The sequence below is a fragment of the Actinoplanes couchii genome (assembly GCF_016862075.1).
Classification (GTDB): domain Bacteria; phylum Actinomycetota; class Actinomycetes; order Mycobacteriales; family Micromonosporaceae; genus Actinoplanes; species Actinoplanes couchii.
Genome location: NZ_BOMG01000064.1, coordinates 251164 through 270681 on the forward strand (window position 1 = coordinate 251164; position 19518 = coordinate 270681).

A 19518-nucleotide genomic window follows, 5' to 3' on the forward strand; every position below is an offset into this window, starting at 1 on the left:
GTCAGGGCTCCTGTCGGACGAAGGGCTTTCCGAGGGCGCGGGGCCGGCGGTGCCGGGTGGCGAAGAGCACCATCGCGAGCAGAGCCAGCAGGTACGGGGCGGCGATGAGCAGCTGCGAGTTCAGGGTCACGCCCAGCGCGGGCAGGGCGAGCCGCAGCGCGTCGGCGAGGCCGAAGACCGCGCAGCCGACGAGGGTGCGGCCGAGGCGCCAGCCGCCGAAGATGACCGCGGCGATGACGAGGTAGCCGCGGCCGGCGGTCATGTTCTGGTTGAACGAGCCGACCTCCCCCACCGCGAGGTACGCGCCGCCGAGCCCGGCGAGGGCGCCGCACCAGAGCAGTGCCTGGCGGCGGCGCAGGCCGACCCGGATGCCGGTCATGTCGGCGGCGCGCGGGTTCTCACCGACAGCGCGCAGTTCCAGGCCCCACCGGCTGCGTTCGACCAGCCACCAGGTCAGCAGGACGATGCCGGGCAGCAGGAGCAGCGGCCAGCGCTGGGGCGGGCGGCTGCCGAACGTGGCGCCGGCGATCAGGAAGCTGGTCAGGCCGAGTACGAGCGCGTTGAGGACCAGACCGACGACGAACGTGTTGATCGTGAGGCGGTGGGCGAGGTTGCCGTGGATCAGGCCGATCAGCGCGCCGGTCAGCACGCCGGCGGCCAGGCCGGTGGTGGCGCTGCCCGTGGCGCCGGCGACGGCTACCGAGCTGAAGGCCGCGCCGAGCATCATGGCCTCGACGGAGATGTTGAGGGTGCCGGCGCGTTCGGCGAGGTACTCGCCGCAGGCGGCGAACGCGAGCGGGGCCGTGAGGCGCAGGCTGCTGGAGAGAACGGTCCCGAGGTCGTCGAGGAGATTCATGCGACGGCCAGCCTTCTCCAGGGAACCCGCGGGGCGACGAAAGCGAGAACCAGTAACGCTTTCACGATGTCGGCGAGGTAGGACGGGACGCCGGTGGCCGCGAGGAAGCTGCCGCCCGAGCGCAGCACGGCGAACAGCAGCGCGACGGGGATCGCGAGCAGCGGCCGGTTGCGGGCGATCAGTGCGACGAGCAGGCCGTCCCAGCCGAGGCCGAGGGTGCCACCGGGCTGGAGCCGGTTGGTGCTGAGCGGGCTGGTCAGCAGCACGGCACCGGCGAGTCCGGCGAGGGTGCCGGAAATGGCGAGGGCAGAACCGGTCACCACCGTGACGCGTACGCCGGAGTGCGCCGCGGCCGCGGGATTGAGCCCCAGCATCGTGACCCGGAAACCCCATCTCGTACGCGTGAGGAGCACGGCGACGGAGACGGCCGCCGCGACGGCGATCAGTAGACCCGCGTTGAGTTGTAGTCCCGGGTAGCTGCCCAGCGAGCCGAGCAGCGCGCGGGGCGGGAGCTTGTTCGTCTGCGGCAGCACGGTCGCCCGGCCGAGGCGCGACTCCTGCAGCAGCCACGGGGTGTTGACCGCGAACGCGACGACCTGCTGGGCGACGAACGTCATCAGCAGCGTGCTGACCACGATGTCGACGCCGCGCAGCCGATGCATGAGGGCGCTGAGCCACGCCCAGAATCCGGCCGCCAGCGCGCCTGCCAGCCCGACGACGGCGATCAGCGCGGGGCCGGGCAGGGCGAGGCGCAGCCCGGCGGCGGCGCCGGCGAGGGCACCGATGAGCACTTGACCTTCTTGACCGATGTTGAACACGCCGGCGGAGGCACTGACGCAGGCGCCGGCGGCGATGAGCAGCAGTGGGGCCGCGTACAGCAGCGTCACGCTGATCGCTGTCGCGTCGGCCACGCTGCCGCGTACGAGAGCCTGCATCGCCTCGACCGGGGAGCCGCCGGTGGCGACGATGAGCACGGCCGACACCAGCAGGGCCAGGGCAGACCAGGCGGCGGTACGCGTCACCCGGCGCCTCCCCCGACGAGCATCCCCAGCTGTTCGGGGGTGGCCTCGGCGGCGTGCAGCTCACCCGCGACACGTCCGGAAGCGATCACCAGCACCCGGTCGGCGAGCCCGAGCACTTCCTCGATCTCGGTGGAGATGAGCAGCACTGCCATGCCGTCGTGCGCGCATCGGCGCAGGCGCTCGTGGAGGTCCTCGGCGGCGCCGACGTCGAGGCCCTGGGTGGGCTGGGCGAGGACCAGGACGCGCGGGTCGCCGGAGAGTTCGCGGGCGAGGACGACGCGCTGCTGGTTGCCGCCGGAGAGGCTGCTCAGCGGCGCGTCGAGGGAGGTTGCGACGACGCCGAACTCCGCGGCGAGTTCGCGGGCGCGACGGCGCAGGCGGCGGCGGTCGAGCCAGACGCGCGTACCGAGATCCTTCATGGTCAGGTTGGCGGCGACGCTCATGGCGGGGACGACGGCGGCCCGGTGCCGGTCCTCGGGGACGATGCCGAGGCCGGCGGTGTGCAGGGCGCCGGGTGTGCGCAGGTCGACGGGGACGCCGCCGACCTCGACGGTGCCGGCGTCCGGGGTGACGAGGCCGCAGAGGACGTCGCCGATCTGGGCCTGGCCGTTGCCCTCGGCGCCGTAGAGGCCGGCGATCTCCCCCGGGCGTACCTCGAGGTCGATTCCGGTCAGGCCGGGGGCGGTCAGGCCGCGGATCCGCAGCGCGGGATCGCCCTGGGCTTTTTCCGGGACGTGGGGCGCGGCGGGGATCAGGCCGAGCGCGGCGGCGTCGGCGACCTCGCGGCCGACCATCTGGCGGGCCAGCTCGGCCACGTCCGTCGCGGCGGTCGCGCTGCGGAAGACCACGCGGCCGTGGCGCAGCACGGTGACCCGGTCGGTGGCGGCGGTGATCTCGGCCAGCTTGTGGCTGATCAATACGACCGCGCGGCCCTCGGAGCGGACCACCCGGCGCAGCACGGCGAAGAGCTCGGCCGACTCGGCGCGGGTCAGCACCGAGGTCGGTTCGTCGAGGATCAGCACTGCCGGGTCGCGGCGCAGGCACTTGATCAGTTCGACGCGCTGCCGTTCGCCGGCCGACAGTGACGCGACCGTCGCCAGCGGATCGACAGGCAGCCCGTACCGCTGACTCATCTCGTGAATCTCCGCGCAGGCGCGGGAGCGCCGGATCCGGCCGGTGTCGCCGAGGATGACGTTCTCCCACACCGTCAGCGGCTCGACGAGGCTGAAATGCTGGTGCACCATGCCGATCCCGAGCGCCACGGCCTCGCGCGGGCTGCCGGCGGTGACCGGGCGGCCGTCGCGGAGGATCGTGCCCGCGTCTCGGGTCTCCAGGCCGAGCAGGATGCGCATCAGGGTCGACTTGCCCGCGCCGTTCTCGCCCAGCAGGCCGTGGATCTCGCCACGCTCGACGTCGAGATCCACGGCGTCGCAGGCGACGACCGTGCCGTACCGCTTCGTGATGCCCCGCAGCGTGAGCGCGCCCATGTCAGTTGCCGAGCTTCTTCACTTCCGCCGCCGGATCGATCTTCTTGGCGCCGATGTCGGCGATGAACGCGGCCAGCTTCGCGTTCTGCTCAGGCGTGCCGTGACACAACTTCACCGTCGGGTACGGGTCGACGCCCAGCTGCCAGACCTTCGTGACACCCATCCGCAGCTGCCCCGCGGCGAACAGCGTCAGCGCGGCCTCGAAGTAGTCGCCCGGGTCGAACAGCACCGACACGTCGAACGCCGGATTCGTGGAGTCGCAACGGTCGGTGCCGGGCGTCAGCGTGATCAGCTTCTTCTCGTTGGCGAGCGCCGTCGCCGCGTCGGTGGCGCCACCCAGATACGGGTAGAGCGCGCCGACGCCCTGGCTGATCTGCGCGTTCGCCGCCTCGCGCGCCTTGCCGGAGTCGTTGAAATCCCCGGCGTACGTGGTCACGAGCGTCGCCTCGGGGATGATCTCGCGGATCCCGGCCTTGAACGCGGTCGCGGCCACGACGGTGAAGTCGGCCTCGGGCCCGCTGACGAAGCCGGCCTTCGTGGTGCCCTTCTCCCGCATGAGCAGCCCGGCGGCGTACCCGGCGACGAGCATCGACTGGTTCGGGTCGTCGCTGGACAGCGTGATCTCGGGGGTCTGCGCGACGTTCGCGGACGAGGGCACGTACCAGGCGGTCTTCTGGCAGACCGCCTCGGTGGAGGCGGGGATCGCGTCCTTGAGTTCGGCGGCTCCGATCGCGACCATGTCGACCTTCTGCTGGCAGAGCGCGCGGGCGGCGTTGAGTGCCTCGGCGACGGGGACGCTGCCCCGCTTGATCACCTGCCAGCCCTGCTTCGTGGCGAACGCCTCGGCCTTGACGACGAAGCTCTCGTAGTAGCCGTTGTCGTTGATGTCGCCGGGGCTCAGCACCCCGATGACGACCTTGCCGTCACCGTTGACGTCGGGCTCGCCCGGTGGGAGCGTCCCCGCTTCGTTGATTCCCGGGGGCGCTTCCGGAGTCGCGGTGGCGTCGTTGCTGACGCAGGCGGTGAGCAGGAGCAGGCTGGCGGCGGCGAGGATTGCTCTCTTCACCCGCCCAGTAAACTCACAGCTGTCGATTTCGTAAAGGTCCGTCCGATGCGGACATCCGTCGACCAGTCAATCGATGGTGACGACTACGTTCTCGGCGGCACCGGGGGGCGAGCCGAAGGTCAGGGCCCGCTGCGCCTCCGGGTACGGGATCCGATCGCCACCGTGCTCACCTGGCACACCTACCCCCGGTTCGCTCTCCTCACGGCCGTCCCGGCCGGGCCCTCTGCCGCTGGTCAGTCGATGCAGGTGCACGACCGTAGGAGTGCACGCCGAATGCCCCTCTCGGCCCGGTACTGCGCCGTCGCGTTGATCAGGCCGATGGGCATGGATGGGCAATACCAGTCGCCTTCCACCTGGATGGCCCCGTTACTGCTGCTTCGAATGCCGAGTTGGTCGTCGCAGTAGTCGAAGACCACAGTTGTGGCCGAGCGCTTCCTTGTCGACCGTGGACTTGGCCGCCGGTGCCGCATTTCTGGTGTGGGGATCACCACGGACGCCACGTTGACCGAGATGCCTGAGGCCAGCCGTCATGCAGCTCGCCTACTCCCGAGGGGTCTCAACCTGACGGGATCGTTCCTGAGTTGAGTGCACCGGGAGCGACGGGCACCATCATGACAACGGTACTCGCTGTCGGCACTTGAGGGTTCACCTCCACCGTTGCCGGGGTTCGGATGGCCGGTGAATCCCACGGGGGCGACGATGACAAGGTAGCGCTCGATGTCGGCGTTACCGTCGATGAGGCGTTCCCGTTCAGGACCATCGAGATGGTCGATGGCGCGGAGAGTCCTGAACACGGCCTCCCGGCCAGCGTGCAGAACGGTTACCGCGAGGCGTCCAGCACCGGCCGGCAGCTCCAGCCCGTCTGCGCAGTGGAAGGTGTCACCGAAGTGCAACAGACCGCTGGGGAAGTCGACCACGAAGTCGAAGACTCCGTCCCATCCGGAATTGTCTTCGACTACTCGGGATCGACTGTAAGCCTTCACGACCAACTGCACCGGGATGATTCTCTGAGTGGCGCAGATGTAGACCGCCTCGTTACTGGCTGCGACGATCCCCAGGCCAGCGCGGTGCCTTGCCTCGCGGGCTGCTTCCTCGTCACGGGGAAGTTCCGCGTCCCGAATGATCATCAAATTGAACTCTGGACGAATACTGAGCCTTTTGGTGAGCAAACGTCTCCTTTCGCCATAGTGAGAGCTGCGCGGACCCGGTCCCAGCGCTGGTCCGTCAGTTCCCATGCGGTGAGATGGTCGAGGACATTGAGGTCACGCGGGTTCGGCAAGCCCGTCTCCTCGGCTCAGCGGTGCGGAGATGCGCAACGATACCGTCACCACGAGCGAATCGGGGGTGACAGTGGGCGAGGAAGCTCTGGTCACGGTGATGGCGGCGCTGGATTCCGCCGAACCGGAGGCGCTGCTCGCCGACGGGACCACCGAGGCGGCCGCCCTGCTGCGGGCGACACCGGGACTGGGCGACGATCCGACGGTGCGCCTGCGGCTGCACTGGCTGCGCTACCAGTGTCTGCCGGACGGCTCCAACGAGCCCGAACTGGCCGATGCGCTGGCCTTCCTCTCCACCGTGGACACGAGTTTCCCGGACAGCCTGCCCGCCGGCATCGCTGCGATGTTCGACACCACGCGGCCACCGGATCTGTCCACGGCCGCCGCCCTCGGACTGACCCTGCTGCGACGGAGCGGATCGGCGCCGGTGACCTGCCCACGTATCGCGCGAACACCGCGAACGCCCTGCGCCTGCGTTATCGCCTCAGCACCGGCCGGGCGGACCTGGACGAGGCGATCGCACTCGGCCGCCGGGCCGTCGCCGAAACCGAGGGCCACCCGGAACAGGCGGCCCTGTGGCTGGGCCTGGCGAACTCGCTGACACTCGGCTTCGACACCACCGGCGATCCCGGCGACCTGGACGAGGCGATGACGGCGCAGCGCGCAGCCCTGGACATGCTGCCACCGGGACACCCGTCCCGGCCTGTCGCGCTCGGCAACCTCGGCAACGCGCTGCGCGAGTCCTACCTGCTCACCGGCGATCCGGAGCCGCTACGGGAGGCGATCGACACACACCGCGCCGCACTGCTCGCCGGAGCCGGGCACCCGCACCACCCGTCGCTGCTGACCAACCTCGCCAGCGACCTGAGCAGCAGCTACGACCGTACCGGGGATGTCGACGAGCTGTGGGAGGCGCTCGCGGTCAGCCGGCAGGCGCTCGACACCACCGATCCGGAGGATCCGCGGTACGCGTCACGCCAGTCGAATCTCGCATCCCTGATGTGGACGTCGGCGTCCCGTACCGGCGATCGGGGGCGGTTGAAGGACGCGATCACACTGATGGAGTCGGCCGCCGCCGGACCGGACACCGGGGCCGGGCTGGATCCGCCGGCCCTGCACCGAGGGCTCCCGGCGGCTCTGTCTCTCATCGTCCGGCGACACGAGATCGGTGGGCGGCACGAAGTCGGTGGGCCGGTCATCGAGCTGAGCGTCGCCGGTGACCTCGCCGACGTGCCTGCCGCCGTCGAGGTGGCCGTCTTCCGGCTGGTCGACGAGGGACTCTCGAACGTCGTCCGGCACGCGTCGGCTTCCCACGCGTGGATGGAGGTGCGACGTGTCGGCGCGGTCGTGCGGGTCGTACTGGACGACGACGGCGTGGGCGGCGCGACGAGCACGCCGACCGGAGTCGGCCTGGAGTCGATGCGGCGCCGCTGCGAGGATCTCGGCGGCACGTTCCGGCTCGTCGACCTGCACCCTGGGACCAGGTTGTCGGCGAGCATCCCGCTGCCCTGACCCAGTCCTGCGGACGGGCACCTGCCCGTCGTCACCACCGCGTCACTCACCGGTTCGGTGGGCCACCGCACTGACACGGGTCGGACAACAAGGGGCGCTTCGCTATATCTTGATCAAGAAATCACGGGGGCCGATCCTTCTCCGCGTCAGGTGACGACCGGAGGGCAAGGTCGGCCGGTCTACTCGCCTGGCTCGCGACGGTTCGGTTCGGGGCGATGATCGGAAGGGGTGGCGCGATGCGTCGCAGGATGTTGTTGGGGTCGGCGGCGGTCGGCGCGGCCGGGCTCGTCGGCTGGCGGCCGGGTTCTTCCCTGGCAGCGCCGGCCGAGGCGACTTCCCGGGGCGGGTCCAACTACGGCTGGTACCAGATCGACGGCTGCAACCGGGAACCGTACGGCGTCGTCAACTCGTTCCACAAAGCCCCGGACCTGATCCGCAGTCAGCTCGCCGCGATGCGTGCGGCCGGCCAGGCACGGCTACGGGTGCACATCATCCACCGGCACCGTGCGGACACCGGAACCTGCATGGACTCCACCGGCGGCAATATCTCCGCCGCGAACCGGCAGAACCTGGCCGATCTGCTGCGCGCGATCAAGGACGCCGGCTTCGTCGAGATCCAGGTGGCGTTCATGCCCATCGGCGAGAACGCCGCATACAACTGGACGAGTTGGAATGAGGACATCTACCAGGAGAACTGGAGACTGATCGCCAACCTGCGCCCGATCATCGCCGGCTCCGGCCTCCATTACCGGATCGACCTGTGCAACGAGGCGGTGCCGACGGACCTCCAGCCGCTCCTGCTCCGCTATACACAGCAACTGTGGAAGGACTACACCAACGCCTTCGACAAGAAGGACACGGTCGGGTTCTCCGCCATCGGCTACGCCGGCCGGATCCAGAACATCCCCAAGGTGTACGGGAACAACGCGCCGTACCTGTTCGACTTCCATTTCTACCGTCGTAACGGGGTCGACGAGGGCGCCTTGTTCACCACCGCACACACCATGATGAACCAGTACGGCTACACCAAGCAGGGCTGGACGATCGGCGAGGCGTTCAACAACGACTCCATTGCGGCCAGCTCGCTGCGGCAGGCCATCAACAGCACCGACCGGACCGTGTACTACCTCCTGCAATGGCCACGGCAAGCGCCGAGCGACGACCCCACGTGCCCCGACGCAACCGTTCTGCCGCCCCCGGTCAACTTCGGGAACTACATCGCACAGGGCTTCTAGCCCAGGTCGCTATGAATGCTGGCCGGAGCCGATCGCGCTGCGGGTGGTCGGCATGTATCTCGACCACCCCCTGGAGGGGTTCCCCGAGGGAGGTGAGCCCCATGCGCGACAGCAACGCACAGTGCCTGATGACGGCGCAAGCCGCCCAGTAGGATCTCAGCCCTGGGCGACGTCGCGATGCCGGCGGCGGAAACGGCCCGGTGCCGTGCCGTACTCGCGGCTGAACGCGGCCGAGAAACTGAACTCCGTCGCGTAGCCCAGCCGCTCGGCTATCGCCGCCAGCGGCAGGTCGGTGTGGCGCAGCAGCCGGGCGCCCTGGTCGAGCCGTCGGCGCGTGAGATGGGCGCCGGGGGTCTCGCCGGTGGCCTCGGTGAATCGGCGGGCGAAAGTGGCGGGCGACATCCGTGCCAGAGCGCTCAACTGCCGTACCGAAAAGGGTTTGCCGGGGTTTTCCTGGATCGATGTCAGGACGCGGGCGATGGCCGGGTCGAGCGATGGCGGGACGCCCTGCCGGTCGTGGCAGATCCGCAGGAGCCGGACCAGGAGCAGGTCCATGATGGCGGGCAGTGCCACGTCGTCGCCGGGGTGTTGTCCGGGCGCGTGGTCGCCGAGCAGGTCGGCGAGTCCCCGCACGCCCGGATCGTCGACGCGCAGCGTGATGACGTCGGGCAGTCCGGTGAGCAACTCGTGGGCACGCCCACGGTCGAGGTGGTAGCAGCAGGAGACGAAGTCGACGTCGTACGGGTCGGGGTCCGGCGACGGGACGCGCTCCGGCGGCAGGTCCCGGAACGGGCGGGGTTCGCTGCTGAAGCCGTGCGGTGGCCCTTGCGGCACGAAGACGATGTCGCCCGGGCCCAGTCGTACCGGATCGCCGTGCTCCGGAATGAGGAACGGTGCTCCCTGCCGGACGATGTGCAGGCCGGCACCGTTGATGGCGGGAAAACGGGTGGTCCACGAGCCGGCATAGCGGTTCCGGACGGCCACTGCCCGGCCGGCCCCTGCGGTAGCGACCGCCTCGCTGATCATGTCCACCGCGCGGACGATACCGCCGGTGCGCGAAGGGGATGCGTATGTGTCTGCGAGATCTCAGTATGGCGGGCCGGGGGCCGGGACGGTTCAGTGGGTGAGTGCGAAACGAAAGCCTTGAAGTAAACGGTGTCCGGCAGGTTTTCCACGTGGCCGGGCGCGGCCCGTACTGCGTCGTCCACTCCGGCGGGCCCGGCCTGGGCTGGGCGTATCTTCGGTCACCGGAGTTGGAGGAACGCTTCACGATGGTCTATCTCGAGCCGGTGGGCACCGGCGGGTCCGGGCGGCTTCCGGCCGAAGATTACCGGCTCGCGACGTACGCGCGGTTCCTCGGCGCTGTCGTCGACCATCTGGGCACCGAGCCGGTGTACGTGCTCGGTCACTCCTTCGGCGGGTTCGTCGCGCAGACGTACACCCTGGAGCACCGGGATCGGGTTGCCGGGCTCATCCTCTACTCGACCTCACCATATGCGGGGCAGGAGTTCTGGGAGGCGGGGATGGCCGGGCTCGACGCCCACCCGCAGCGCCACCCGGACGTACCGGAAGCCGCAGCCGTGCCCGGCCTGTTCCGTGCGGCGCTGGCCGCCGTCACCGACGGCGACGACGTGCTCAGCCGGGCCTTCGCCGCGGCCGTCCCGGTCTATTTCGCCGATTTCTGGGCCCGGCGCGAGGAGTTCGCGAACTTCCGGACCGCATTGCGGATGTACGCCGTGCCGGCCGGCGCCGGGGATCCGGCCCCGTTCGACGTACGCGACCGGCTCGGCGAGTTGACCATGCCGACCGTCGTCATCGCCGGCCGCCACGACTTCCTGGCCGGCCCGGTCTGGGCACAGCAGTTGGCCGACGGGATTCCCGGCGCCCGGCCGGTCATTCTCGAGAGCAGCGGCCACTTCGGTCACCTGGAGCAGCCCGGCGCGTTCGCCGAGGCCGCAGCGCGAATCATCGACTGACGGCGTGCCGGTCATCCCCAGCCGATGGCTTCGTCGACACGGCTCAGCACGTCGTCCTGACCGACTACGCGCAGCAGGTCGACGGCCGTCGCCCGGATCTGGCCGACGACCATCGTGACCGGTGCCGACGGGGCGGACTCGAGCAGTTTCGCGGCGATGCGGACCGCTTCGAGAGCGTTCTCGTCGGCGCGGCAGGCGTGCCGGGCCGGATCGTCGTCGCCGGTCAGGTCGGTGGCCAGGGACTCCCCTGCGCAACGGACGGCCTCGATCAATGCGTTCAGCGCCCGGGTCAGGTCGTCGGGGGTGCTGGTGTGCAGGCGGGTCAGTGTCGCCGTGTGCCGGGCCAGCACCCACACGTCGCCGACGACGTGTTCGAGTTGACGGATCGTGGCCTGGACGTTGCGTACCCGCTCCAGGTGTCTGCGGCGATGGATCTGCAACCGTAACGTCTCGCCTGCCGCCCGGGCCGCCGCTTCGAGGTGTTCGACGCCGTCGTTGAGCCGATGGGCACGGTCGAGGACGGCGTCGGCGGCTGTCTCATCGCACCGGTCGAGGGCGTCGCGGAGATCACCGAGAAGGGCGGCCACCTCGGCGTACGTCCGGCGCGCCGCGTCGACCAGTGGGGTCAGCGGTTTGCGCGCGGAGGCGATCTGGGTGACCAGGAGCGCGACGGCGCCGCCGATCAGCGCGTCGACGAACCGGAACGGGACGAGCCGGCCTTGCGGCGCGGCCACGAGCACCAGATACAGGGCGGAGAGCGACGCCTGTACGACGAGCGTGTTGCTGGCGCCGATCGCCAGCATGGGCCCGACGGTCAGCAGCAACACGACGAAGAGGCTGATCGCGCCGGTTCCGACGGTCAGGATCACGAGTTCGGCGATGAGCACTCCGGCGGCTACACCGAGCACGAGTTCGCTGCTCTGCCGTAACCGGCGTCCACCGACTTCGCCGATCACGATGAGGGCTGCCGACGGCGCGAAGACGGGATCCGGATGTCCGATGAGGTGGGCCGCGGCGAGCCAGGCCAGGGTCGCCGCGGTAGCTGCCAGGAACGCTGGAGGGGCGGCGTGTCGCAGCCGTGCCGCTGCCTGCCGAAGATTGATGGCTGAGAACACGAGGAGTTGATCTACCCGTGGTTCGCGGCCGTTCAAACGACGGCCGTCGCCGAACACGAAGGCGCCACGCAGATTGCCTGATGCGCTGTCGTCAGCCGGTACGGATCTCGGCGGTGCAGTTCTCCCGGTGGGGCTCGTCGCGCCACAGGCACACCTGGAGCGTGACCGGGCGGCCGCCGATCGTGGTGGGGACCGCGGGGCTGTGGACGTAGCCCCGTTCGGCCACCGGCAGCGGGGTGGCGCAGCTGTGCCACGGGCCGTCGGCGACGCGCCACCGGACCCGGGAGCCGCCGGCGAAAGGTGTGGCGTCGTCGGAGCCGGCACGGCCCCAGTAGTAGGTGAGGCCCTGGTGGCGGGCGTACCGGCCGGAGCCGTTCATGGCGTCGAAGTCGAGGTTGGGTTCCAGGCGGATGGCGTCGTCGTCGCGGAACACCTGCGGGGTCGTGGTGACGATCTCGGCGCCGACGGTGCCGTCCTGGCAGGCGGCGTCCGGTGCCGGGCCGTCGTCGCGGAGCGATCCGCCATCGATCCGCTCACCCCACCCCTCCCGATCCATCGACACATCATTATGTCGAGGCGGCGAGGAGCGGGTCGAGCGGCCGGGCCGTCAGTCACATTTGCCGGTGTCCGGCCAGTTGGTGATCTGCGGCCCGTCCAGGCACCAGTCCTGGATGGACTGCAGCGGGGAGTACGCCGACGCACCGTGCTCGGACGTGCCGCCGGCCCACGCGTCGATGTATCCCTTCGTGCCCTGGACGTAGCATCCGGAGTTGTCCGAGCAGATGCTCTCGGCGCCCTGCCAGTAGTGCAGCTCCCACACCGTCCAGGTGGAGTGCGCCGGCACGTAGATGCCCTGGGGCCCGAAGGATTGCACCGAACTCGCCTGCGACGACATGTAGTTGCGGAAGCGCGTGTAGTTGGCCTCGACGTACACCTGGAAGTCGCCGTAGTTCTGCACGGCGATGCCGGTGCGCACCACGCCGGCACCGTTGTAGGAGCAGGCCCAGTACTTGACCTGGTACTTGGCCAGGTAGACCGACTTGCCGCAGTCGGTGGCGGAGTTGAACTTGCCGAACCCGGTCGCGTAGGTCGGGTCCGCCAGGGCGGGGGTGGCGGTGGCGGTCACGGCCAGGATGACGGCCGCGGCGATCGCCGCGGTGCGCCGGAACAGTCGTCTCATCGACGTCTCCTCACAGTGGGGTCAGCGGGTCTGGCGGTTTTTCAAATTCCTTGCGGCGGTACGCCGGGAGGGCTGCAGCGGATCGGGACTGGATCCCGGAGTGCTGCCCCCGGCCGCGTGCCAGGCGGCCAGGCGTGGATCGCCGGGCCGCACGTCGAGACGGAAGAGGCCGGCCGAGGGGGTCCGGTCGTCGCCGCCCCAGCGGACCAGTCCCCCGCAGCCGACGAGGATGTCGCGGATCACCAGCACCTGGGCCGGGAACAGCACATCGGTGGCACCGGCCGGATAGGCGCCGGGCCGCAGCAGCACGCCGGTTCCGCCGAACAGCGGCGCGACCTCACCGGGACGGATCGGGTCGACCTCGTAGTGGAACCGTCGGGCGGCGTACAGCAGCACCGGCGCGGCCGCTGCTGCCAGTGCCACGGTGGCGTCGCTGCCTTCGATCCGGTACGTGACCGGCGCTGCCGCTGCGGCCGGGCCGATATCGATCATCGTGGTGCCCGCGCTGCCGGCCATCAGCACCAGCAGTGTCCGGCGGGACAGTCGCGCGCTCATCCGAGGCCTGCCCGGTCCAGGAGCATCTCGGCGAACCCCTGGACGAAGGCGTCCAGGTTCTCGTCGGTCAGGTCGCCCGGCATCGCGGTGAGCGGGCCGGCCGTGGACCGGATCAGGTAGTCACGGCCGGCCAGGATGACCAGGTCGGCTTCGGTGGTCAGCATCGTCCGGGCGATGGCCTTGGCGTTCTGCTGGCCGTTGAACCGGTCGGCGTAGTAGCGGGAGAACCGGGTCAGGGTGCCGCCGTCGCGGTAGTAGGCGGTGAACACGTCGGCGATGTTCGCGGTGCCGCCCAGCCGCCGGGCCAGGTTGAACGCGTCGGCGTCCTCGATCAGGTCGCGCAGTTTGAACGTACCGCCGGTGGTGGGGTCGCTGACCTTGGCCAGTTTCTCCCGGCAGTAGGCCAGCCCGGACGGGTACTGGTTCGAGTCGCGCCGCCACTCGCCGTAGAAGGTCATCAGGTCACCGCCCCATCCCGCGACGTCGCCGCGGTTCACGTCGTTGCCGCCGGGCCGGCCGTCGACCAGGGCGCCGTTGCAGGAGGCGCCGAGGTGCGACACCTTCAGGTCGATGCCGAAGAACGGGTCGCGGACCTCGCGGACCATGTCGATGCCGAGCTGTTTGACGTACGTGATGAAGGTGCCGTCGACCGTTCCGATCAGGGTCCGCCACGGCAGGTCGTTGTAGTCCTCGTGGCGCAGGAACTCCAGCACCAGCTGGTTCGGTGGACGGTCCCCGCCGTAGGCCACCGCCCGCTGGTGCAGTTTGGTGACGTACTCCAGGAATTGCTCCAGTCCGGTCGCGGTCACGTTGACCGCGGCGACCGCGGGATCCGTACCCGGGCGATAGATGTTCTTGTCGATCTCGATCTTTCCGGCGTCCTGACCCACGGTGAGGGTCTGGACCTGGTTGAACGCCCAGTTGTCCGGCAGCGGAAAGCCCATGTTGCCGGAGAAGCCATAGGACATTCCGGAGACGAAGGACCAGCGGGCGTACGTCTGAGCGGTCACCCGGGCACAGACGTTGCGTGATCCGTAGACGCCGTGCACATACCGTTTCCCGGAGGACGCGAGCCCGGCGACCACCCCTTGGAAATAGGGGATGATGTGCGAGCCGATCTCGGCGTCGGTGGCGTCGTAGTCGACGGCGAAGTAGATGACGGTTCCGGTCGCGAAGCCGTAGCCGACCGCGGCCGTGTGGGCCCGGCGGGCGTCGGAGTACCCGTTGGCGTAGGTGAACACGCCGACCTCACGGCCGTAGTACTGGCTGATCGGGAACACCCGCAGCCCGTTGCGGAAGATCGTGGCCAGTTCGCCGGGGCGGATCATCTTGTCGATGACGGTGAGGTCGTCCTCGTCCAGGTAGCGGCCGATGTAGCGGTATCCGGCCGCGTACAGGGTGCGGGCCCGGTCGTCGGTGATCTCGGTGACGCAGTCGCACGCCTCACCGCGCCGCCCCGGATCCCCGGTCGAGACCAGCACCTGGCACCAGGTGGCGTAGTCGGCCCGGCCGTTGACCGTCAGCACCGAGAACTGCTGCAGGGTGCGCACCGCCGACGCCAGCGCCGGGGTGAAGTAGGTGGTGAACGTCGACCACACCGATCCGTCGCCGAGCGCGACCCGGTTGAACATCAGTGCCGCGCTGAACAGTTGCACCCAGATCCCGGTCGCGCCCTCGGCGAGTTCGTGCCCGGCCAGCCCGGACCGGGTTCCCGGCCCGAACACCCCCGTGGCGTCGGCGTCGCTCATGCCGAGTTCGTACTGGACCGCCAGGTACATGGCCTTCTGCACGTCGCGGGAGAAGATGCCGTCGCACGGGATGACGAAGAAACTCGCCCGGTTCAGGTAGCGGCTGTTCAGCCACTGCTGGACCACCCGGACCGCCGGGGTGCCGCCGGACACCTGGACGTACGCGTCCATCGTCAGCAGCGCCTTGAACAGTTTCGGCGTCACCGTCCGCTGGCCGGCGCCGGCACCGAAGACGTCCGCCGTGAGGTTCAGGATCGCGCTCTCGGTGCCGAGCCCGAACGTTCCGGTGATGCCGCCCGGATCGTAGCCCTTGCAGTAACAGGCCGACTGGATGATCTTGACGATGTTCCCGGTCGCCTGCCCGATCCCGATCGGCCCCCGGGCGTTCAGCGCCGCCAGGGTTCCCGGCCCGAACGCGTCCGACAACGTCGCGATCCCGAGCTCGTGCTGCAACGCCCGGGTGAGCGCGTACATCGTCGGCCACCCGGTCTGCCCCGACTCGGGCACGGGTACGAACCCGGCCACCGATCGGTAGGTGGTGTTGACCCATTGCTGTGCTTGCCGGACCCGCTCGTCCACGCTCCTCCGTCCGCCGTCGCTGAGGTGACGTCAGCAGCATCCGGGGCGCCGGGCCCGTCAGTGAACAGCTATCTGTCCCCGGGGACAGATAGCCACCAGCCAGGGGACAGCAGCCTCACCCGGTCCTGACGGGGTGGTTGACCTGCACCGCAGGGATTCCACAGCCGAATCGTCGGGGGTTCTCGGTGATGGTCTTGCAGCGAACGACATGTTCGGATCCGGTGAACGGCATCGACGAAGACGAAAGGGAGACGCGTGAAGCGCTTCATCAAACTGGTAGCGGCATCCGCGATGGCGATGGCGATGGCGGCCGTGGCTCTGCCCGGCAGCCCGGCCAACGCGGCGGCTGCCGCAGCCGAGGCCACCTGCCACCACGCCACGCTCGGCGGCACCTACATCTGTGACTACGGCGTGGCCACGGCCACCCTGGCCGACGGCCGCAAGCAGGTCTTCGTGGTGGGCCCGAACCACGCGGTCTACTCCCGCTGGCAGCTCGGCGGCGGCACCTGGAACGACGCCTGGTACAACATGGAGGGCAGCGTCTGGAGCCCCGTGGTGGTCAAGCACAACAACACGAACCACATCCTCATCGAAGCGACGGGTTCGAACGGCTACCGCTACTCCCGCCACCGCAACGGCACCACCGGGGCGTGGGGCGCCTGGTCGCTCGTCTGACCGGCCCTGATATCGAGCAGCCCTCACCGTCCGGTGGGGGCTGCTCAGCTTGTGTAGCGCGCCCAGTCGACGTGGGCCGTGACCTGGCTCGGTGTCTCCTCGTTCGGGGCCGGGATCGAGCCCTCCGGCCCGGGGTTGATCTGCACGTAGAGAAACATCGGGACGGTCGGGATGCTCACCGGGTCGGGCAACCTGCGGCTGTCGAGGATGACCGCACCGTTCAGGGAGACGGTGACAAAACCGGGCCGCCACTCGATCGCATACGTGTTCCAGGCGGTGAAATCCCCGGTCACCGGGGCACCGTCGACATGCTCGGCCTCAGCCCCGCGCATCACCGGATACATGACCCGGCGATCACCCTCGTCGAACCGGGCCATCGTCATGAAGCCCCAGCCCGGGGTGCCCGGCTCGGCGGCGGGATACAACCCGATGGCCGGGGCGTAGCCGGAGCCGACGTCGAACTTGGCCCGGACCTCCCAGATCCCGTAGCTGCGCACGATTCCCTGTTCCAGGCACCAGCAGACGGCGCCCGCGACGTTGCCGGCGCCGGTCGGGTTCCGCCCCGTACCGCGGATCTGCAGTTCGCCGCCCTCGACCCGGACCGCGCTCGGCGACCACGACGAGCCGTTCTCCCGTTGGGCCTGATTGGCGGCCCACTGCATCGGTGTCAGGGTCGTGCCGGAGAAGTCCTCGGTGACGGTGAAGGGGGCGGGAGCGGGGGCGGTGCGGCCGGACCGGCGGAACATCGCGACGGTGCCCAGCGTCACGGCGAGCGTCGTTCCCACCGCGACGGTTGCCATGCCGTACCGGCGGCGTTTTCCCGGGGAAACGGGCCGGTCGGCGACCGGCGGCGAAGTCGGAGGCTGGGGCGGGGGCGGCGCCGCACGTTCCGGCTCCGTCGGGACGCGGGCGGCCCCGGCCGGATGCCGGTCCCCGCGCAGGATCTCCTGGTAGAGCGCCGTCAGTTGCGGACTCGGGTCGGTGCCGTACTCGTCGGCGAGCCGCTGCTGGTGCAGGCGGCACCGTTCCAGGGCCTCGGTCGGTCGCCCGGAGTCGACCAGCGCCTTCACCAGCGCCACGACCAGCGGCTCCACCAGGGGATTCGCGTCGACCAGCGTGGTCAGCGGCGCCAGCACCGCCATGGCGTTGCCGACGGCCAACTCGGCCTCGGCCCACTCCGCCCGGGCCGTCAGCAGCTCCCCGGTCAGTTGTTCACGGGTGCGCGTCGCCCATGTTCCGCTCACCCCGGTGAGGGGGTCGCCGCGGTGCAGCGACACGCTGTGCCGCAGCAGCTCGACACGGCGCTCCGGTGTGCACGACGAGGACCTCGACTGGACCACCAGGTCACGGAACCGGATCAGGTCCACGTGGTCGGGCACGGCAGTCAACCGATAGCCGCCGGGATGATTGACCACGGTCACATCGCCGAAGGACTGTTCGAGCATGCGCCGGATGCGCGTGATGTGGGTGCCGAGGGTCCTGACCGCCTGCCCCGGCGGATCCTCACCCCAGACCCGGTCGATCAAAACGGTCGCCGGCACCACCTGGCCCGCGTCGACCGCCAAGGCCGCCAGCACGGCCAGGCGCCGCGGTTCGCCGCCAAGAACGACCCCATCGGCTGTACGGACCTCGACCGGCCCCAACAGCCGCACTTCCCCCACCCGCGCAACCTCCCCGCCCACGGCCCGCACGATTGGGCACACCGTATCAACCACCCCCAATAGCCCCAGGCCCAGCCCTATCTGATCATCGGCAGTGCACACTGTGGATCTCCCGCCATGGCCGGCCCGCACACTCGCCACCCGTTCCGGAGTTGTCCACCGAGTACGGGGCTGGTGAACAACTCGCCGCGCTGCTGCGCTGTGTCGATGGACGCCAACCGGGTCCATGCCACCACCTGCACGGGGAGAGAGATGAGAAGACGAATGACGGCGAGGATGGCGCTCGCCACCGCACTGGCCGCTGTGCTGTCCATGGTCGGGATGGCCGCGCCGGCCCGGGCGGCCGCCGCCGACTGCCGGAATGCGACCGGGCCGACGTACGGCGCATGGTCCGGAGCGCAGAGCTACACGTACACCAGGACCAACAACTGGTGCATGCACAACCCCGCCCCGGGCCACGAGCACTGGCGACTGGTCTTCCAGGACAACGGCGACCTGGTGCTCTACGACCGCGAGACGGTCCGCTGGAGGACCTACACCGCCGGCACCCGCCTGGTCTTCCAGAACGACGGAAACATGGTCGTCTACAACGCCAACGGCAGTGTGGGCTGGGCCTTCAACACGCTGACTTCCGGTGTCGGCCCCAACACCACCTATCGCCTGGAGTGGTACTTCAACGAACCCGGGTTCTACTTCGGCGCGTTCATCAGACAGACCAATCCGAACTGGCCCCGTTTCAACGACATCAAGCCCGCGGGAAGTGGACCGCCCGGCCCCCTCAGCCGGACCGTTCCGGCGGGCATCGAACCCGTCCGCGGAAACCGGTAGAGCAGCGGGCGTACTGTCAGGCCAGCAGCGCTTTCGCCACCTCGTCCGGGTGGGTGAGCAGCGCCTCGTGGCCGCCGGGGACCATGATCGGCCGGGTGCCGACGCGAGCCGCGAGTTCATCGCCGGGTGCGGCGAGGGCGTGGTCGTTCTCGGCGAGCACATAGGTGACCGGCAGGCCGAGCGTCTCGACTCCGGGAAGGTCCTGCGCGTCGGTCATGTACCCGCCGGGCTGCGGGAGCAGCTGATCGAAGACGACACGTTGCAGTTGCTCGGGTTCGCCGGGCATCAGCCCCTGGGTGAACGAGCCGAAGTCGATGCCGATGGTCTGGTCCGGTGAGGCGGCGATCGTGTCGCGGACGAAGCCTTCCATCGGGCCCATGGCGGCGGCCATGGATTCCCCGGGCCGCGGGATGAACGCGCTGAAGTAGGCGATCCCGGCCAGCCGCCCGGCGAGCCGGTGCGCGGCCCCGGTGATCGGGATGCCGCCCCAGCTGTGCCCGACGAGGACGACGTCGCGCAGGTCACGAGCCTCGACCGCGGCCACGATGTGATCGACGGCGTCGGTCAGCCGCAGCCCGGCCGGGTCGTCGCCGAGGTTCAGGCCGGGCATGGTGAGTGCGGTCGCGCCGTGCCCGGCCGCCCGGATCCGGCTGCCGACGGCGTGCCAGGACCAGCCACCGTGCCAGGCGCCGGGGATGAACACGTAGTGCATGAGGGGCTCGTTTCGTTCGCTGCCGAATTCGTGT

General features: G+C 69.7%; 19 protein-coding genes. 6 read left to right on the top strand and 13 right to left on the bottom strand.

Features of this window, described 5'->3' with window-relative positions:
- Position 1: 1 nt before the first annotated feature.
- The 5 genes from Aco03nite_RS26945 to Aco03nite_RS26965 form a co-directional block, all read right to left on the bottom strand.
- On the bottom strand, positions 2–856 hold the full coding sequence (locus Aco03nite_RS26945; RefSeq protein WP_203799141.1) for an ABC transporter permease: 855 nt from the start codon (positions 854–856) through the stop codon (positions 2–4).
- Positions 853–1878, bottom strand: a complete 1026-nt coding sequence (locus Aco03nite_RS26950; RefSeq protein ID WP_203799143.1) for an ABC transporter permease — start codon at positions 1876–1878, stop codon at positions 853–855. Before Aco03nite_RS26950 ends, Aco03nite_RS26945 begins: the two co-directional genes overlap by 4 nt.
- Positions 1875–3365, bottom strand: coding sequence for an ABC transporter ATP-binding protein (locus Aco03nite_RS26955; RefSeq protein ID WP_203799147.1), 1491 nt, complete (start codon positions 3363–3365; stop codon positions 1875–1877). Before Aco03nite_RS26955 ends, Aco03nite_RS26950 begins: the two co-directional genes overlap by 4 nt.
- A gap of 1 nt (position 3366) precedes the next feature.
- The gene (locus tag Aco03nite_RS26960) at positions 3367–4431 is read right to left on the bottom strand and encodes a BMP family ABC transporter substrate-binding protein (RefSeq protein ID WP_203799167.1); all 1065 of its coding nucleotides are present in this window, start codon (positions 4429–4431) and stop codon (positions 3367–3369) included.
- 527 nt (positions 4432–4958) lie between these two features.
- Complete coding sequence (locus Aco03nite_RS26965) at positions 4959–5558, bottom strand: hypothetical protein (RefSeq protein WP_203799172.1); 600 nt, start codon at positions 5556–5558, stop codon at positions 4959–4961.
- 181 nt (positions 5559–5739) lie between these two features.
- Here Aco03nite_RS26965 and Aco03nite_RS26970 point away from each other — a divergent pair, with 181 nt between their 5' ends.
- From Aco03nite_RS26970 to Aco03nite_RS26980, 3 genes are all read left to right on the top strand, one after another.
- Complete coding sequence (locus Aco03nite_RS26970; protein WP_203799174.1) at positions 5740–6309, top strand: hypothetical protein; 570 nt, start codon at positions 5740–5742, stop codon at positions 6307–6309.
- 47 nt (positions 6310–6356) lie between these two features.
- Entirely contained in the window at positions 6357–7220 is an 864-nt protein-coding gene (locus Aco03nite_RS26975; RefSeq protein WP_203799176.1) for a sensor histidine kinase, read from the top strand.
- Between the two features lie 236 nt (positions 7221–7456).
- Positions 7457–8455, top strand: coding sequence for a hypothetical protein (locus Aco03nite_RS26980; RefSeq protein WP_203799178.1), 999 nt, complete (start codon positions 7457–7459; stop codon positions 8453–8455).
- A 156-nt stretch (positions 8456–8611) separates the two neighbouring features.
- On the opposite strand, the gene Aco03nite_RS26985 is transcribed toward Aco03nite_RS26980, so the two are convergent.
- The gene (locus Aco03nite_RS26985; RefSeq protein WP_239145461.1) at positions 8612–9481 is read right to left on the bottom strand and encodes an AraC family transcriptional regulator; all 870 of its coding nucleotides are present in this window, start codon (positions 9479–9481) and stop codon (positions 8612–8614) included.
- Positions 9482–9582: 101 nt separating this feature from the next.
- Between Aco03nite_RS26985 and Aco03nite_RS26990 the strand changes: the two genes are divergently transcribed.
- On the top strand, positions 9583–10431 hold the full coding sequence (locus Aco03nite_RS26990; RefSeq protein ID WP_203799182.1) for an alpha/beta fold hydrolase: 849 nt from the start codon (positions 9583–9585) through the stop codon (positions 10429–10431).
- An 11-nt stretch (positions 10432–10442) separates the two neighbouring features.
- On the opposite strand, the gene Aco03nite_RS26995 is transcribed toward Aco03nite_RS26990, so the two are convergent.
- The 5 genes from Aco03nite_RS26995 to Aco03nite_RS27015 form a co-directional block, all read right to left on the bottom strand.
- Positions 10443–11546, bottom strand: a complete 1104-nt coding sequence (locus Aco03nite_RS26995) for an FUSC family protein (protein ID WP_239145452.1) — start codon at positions 11544–11546, stop codon at positions 10443–10445.
- Between the two features lie 91 nt (positions 11547–11637).
- Positions 11638–12102: a hypothetical protein gene (locus Aco03nite_RS27000; protein WP_203799184.1), complete on the bottom strand. Its 465-nt coding sequence runs from the start codon at positions 12100–12102 to the stop codon at positions 11638–11640.
- A 51-nt stretch (positions 12103–12153) separates the two neighbouring features.
- On the bottom strand, positions 12154–12726 hold the full coding sequence (locus tag Aco03nite_RS27005) for a hypothetical protein (protein WP_203799186.1): 573 nt from the start codon (positions 12724–12726) through the stop codon (positions 12154–12156).
- A gap of 21 nt (positions 12727–12747) precedes the next feature.
- Positions 12748–13281: a hypothetical protein gene (locus tag Aco03nite_RS27010; RefSeq protein WP_203799189.1), complete on the bottom strand. Its 534-nt coding sequence runs from the start codon at positions 13279–13281 to the stop codon at positions 12748–12750.
- Positions 13278–15608, bottom strand: coding sequence for a glycoside hydrolase domain-containing protein (locus tag Aco03nite_RS27015; protein ID WP_203799191.1), 2331 nt, complete (start codon positions 15606–15608; stop codon positions 13278–13280). The genes Aco03nite_RS27010 and Aco03nite_RS27015 overlap by 4 nt, the downstream gene beginning before the upstream one ends.
- Positions 15609–15863: 255 nt before the next feature.
- On the opposite strand from Aco03nite_RS27015, the gene Aco03nite_RS27020 reads away from it, so the two are divergent.
- Positions 15864–16283: a DUF8189 domain-containing protein gene (locus Aco03nite_RS27020; RefSeq protein ID WP_203799193.1), complete on the top strand. Its 420-nt coding sequence runs from the start codon at positions 15864–15866 to the stop codon at positions 16281–16283.
- Between the two features lie 44 nt (positions 16284–16327).
- Here the strand turns inward: Aco03nite_RS27020 and Aco03nite_RS27025 are convergent, their stop codons facing one another.
- Positions 16328–17944: a BTAD domain-containing putative transcriptional regulator gene (locus Aco03nite_RS27025; RefSeq protein ID WP_203799195.1), complete on the bottom strand. Its 1617-nt coding sequence runs from the start codon at positions 17942–17944 to the stop codon at positions 16328–16330.
- A 264-nt stretch (positions 17945–18208) separates the two neighbouring features.
- On the opposite strand from Aco03nite_RS27025, the gene Aco03nite_RS27030 reads away from it, so the two are divergent.
- Positions 18209–18772, top strand: coding sequence for a hypothetical protein (locus tag Aco03nite_RS27030; protein ID WP_203799197.1), 564 nt, complete (start codon positions 18209–18211; stop codon positions 18770–18772).
- 16 nt (positions 18773–18788) lie between these two features.
- Here Aco03nite_RS27030 and Aco03nite_RS27035 read toward each other — a convergent pair whose 3' ends face one another.
- The gene (locus Aco03nite_RS27035; protein WP_203799199.1) at positions 18789–19484 is read right to left on the bottom strand and encodes an alpha/beta fold hydrolase; all 696 of its coding nucleotides are present in this window, start codon (positions 19482–19484) and stop codon (positions 18789–18791) included.
- Positions 19485–19518 lie beyond the last annotated feature (34 nt).

Coding starts and splice junctions, on each gene's coding strand:
- Aco03nite_RS26945 (WP_203799141.1), bottom strand. CDS start 856: ATGAATCTCCTCGACGACCTCGGGACCGTTCTCTCCAGCAGCCTGCGC.
- Aco03nite_RS26955 (WP_203799147.1), bottom strand. CDS start 3,365: ATGGGCGCGCTCACGCTGCGGGGCATCACGAAGCGGTACGGCACGGTC.
- Aco03nite_RS26965 (WP_203799172.1), bottom strand. CDS start 5,558: ATGATCATTCGGGACGCGGAACTTCCCCGTGACGAGGAAGCAGCCCGC.
- Aco03nite_RS26970 (WP_203799174.1), top strand. CDS start 5,740: ATGCGCAACGATACCGTCACCACGAGCGAATCGGGGGTGACAGTGGGC.
- Aco03nite_RS26975 (WP_203799176.1), top strand. CDS start 6,357: ATGACGGCGCAGCGCGCAGCCCTGGACATGCTGCCACCGGGACACCCG.
- Aco03nite_RS26980 (WP_203799178.1), top strand. CDS start 7,457: ATGCGTCGCAGGATGTTGTTGGGGTCGGCGGCGGTCGGCGCGGCCGGG.
- Aco03nite_RS26985 (WP_239145461.1), bottom strand. CDS start 9,481: ATGATCAGCGAGGCGGTCGCTACCGCAGGGGCCGGCCGGGCAGTGGCC.
- Aco03nite_RS27000 (WP_203799184.1), bottom strand. CDS start 12,102: ATGGATCGGGAGGGGTGGGGTGAGCGGATCGATGGCGGATCGCTCCGC.
- Aco03nite_RS27005 (WP_203799186.1), bottom strand. CDS start 12,726: ATGAGACGACTGTTCCGGCGCACCGCGGCGATCGCCGCGGCCGTCATC.
- Aco03nite_RS27010 (WP_203799189.1), bottom strand. CDS start 13,281: ATGAGCGCGCGACTGTCCCGCCGGACACTGCTGGTGCTGATGGCCGGC.
- Aco03nite_RS27030 (WP_203799197.1), top strand. CDS start 18,209: ATGACGGCGAGGATGGCGCTCGCCACCGCACTGGCCGCTGTGCTGTCC.
- Aco03nite_RS27035 (WP_203799199.1), bottom strand. CDS start 19,484: ATGCACTACGTGTTCATCCCCGGCGCCTGGCACGGTGGCTGGTCCTGG.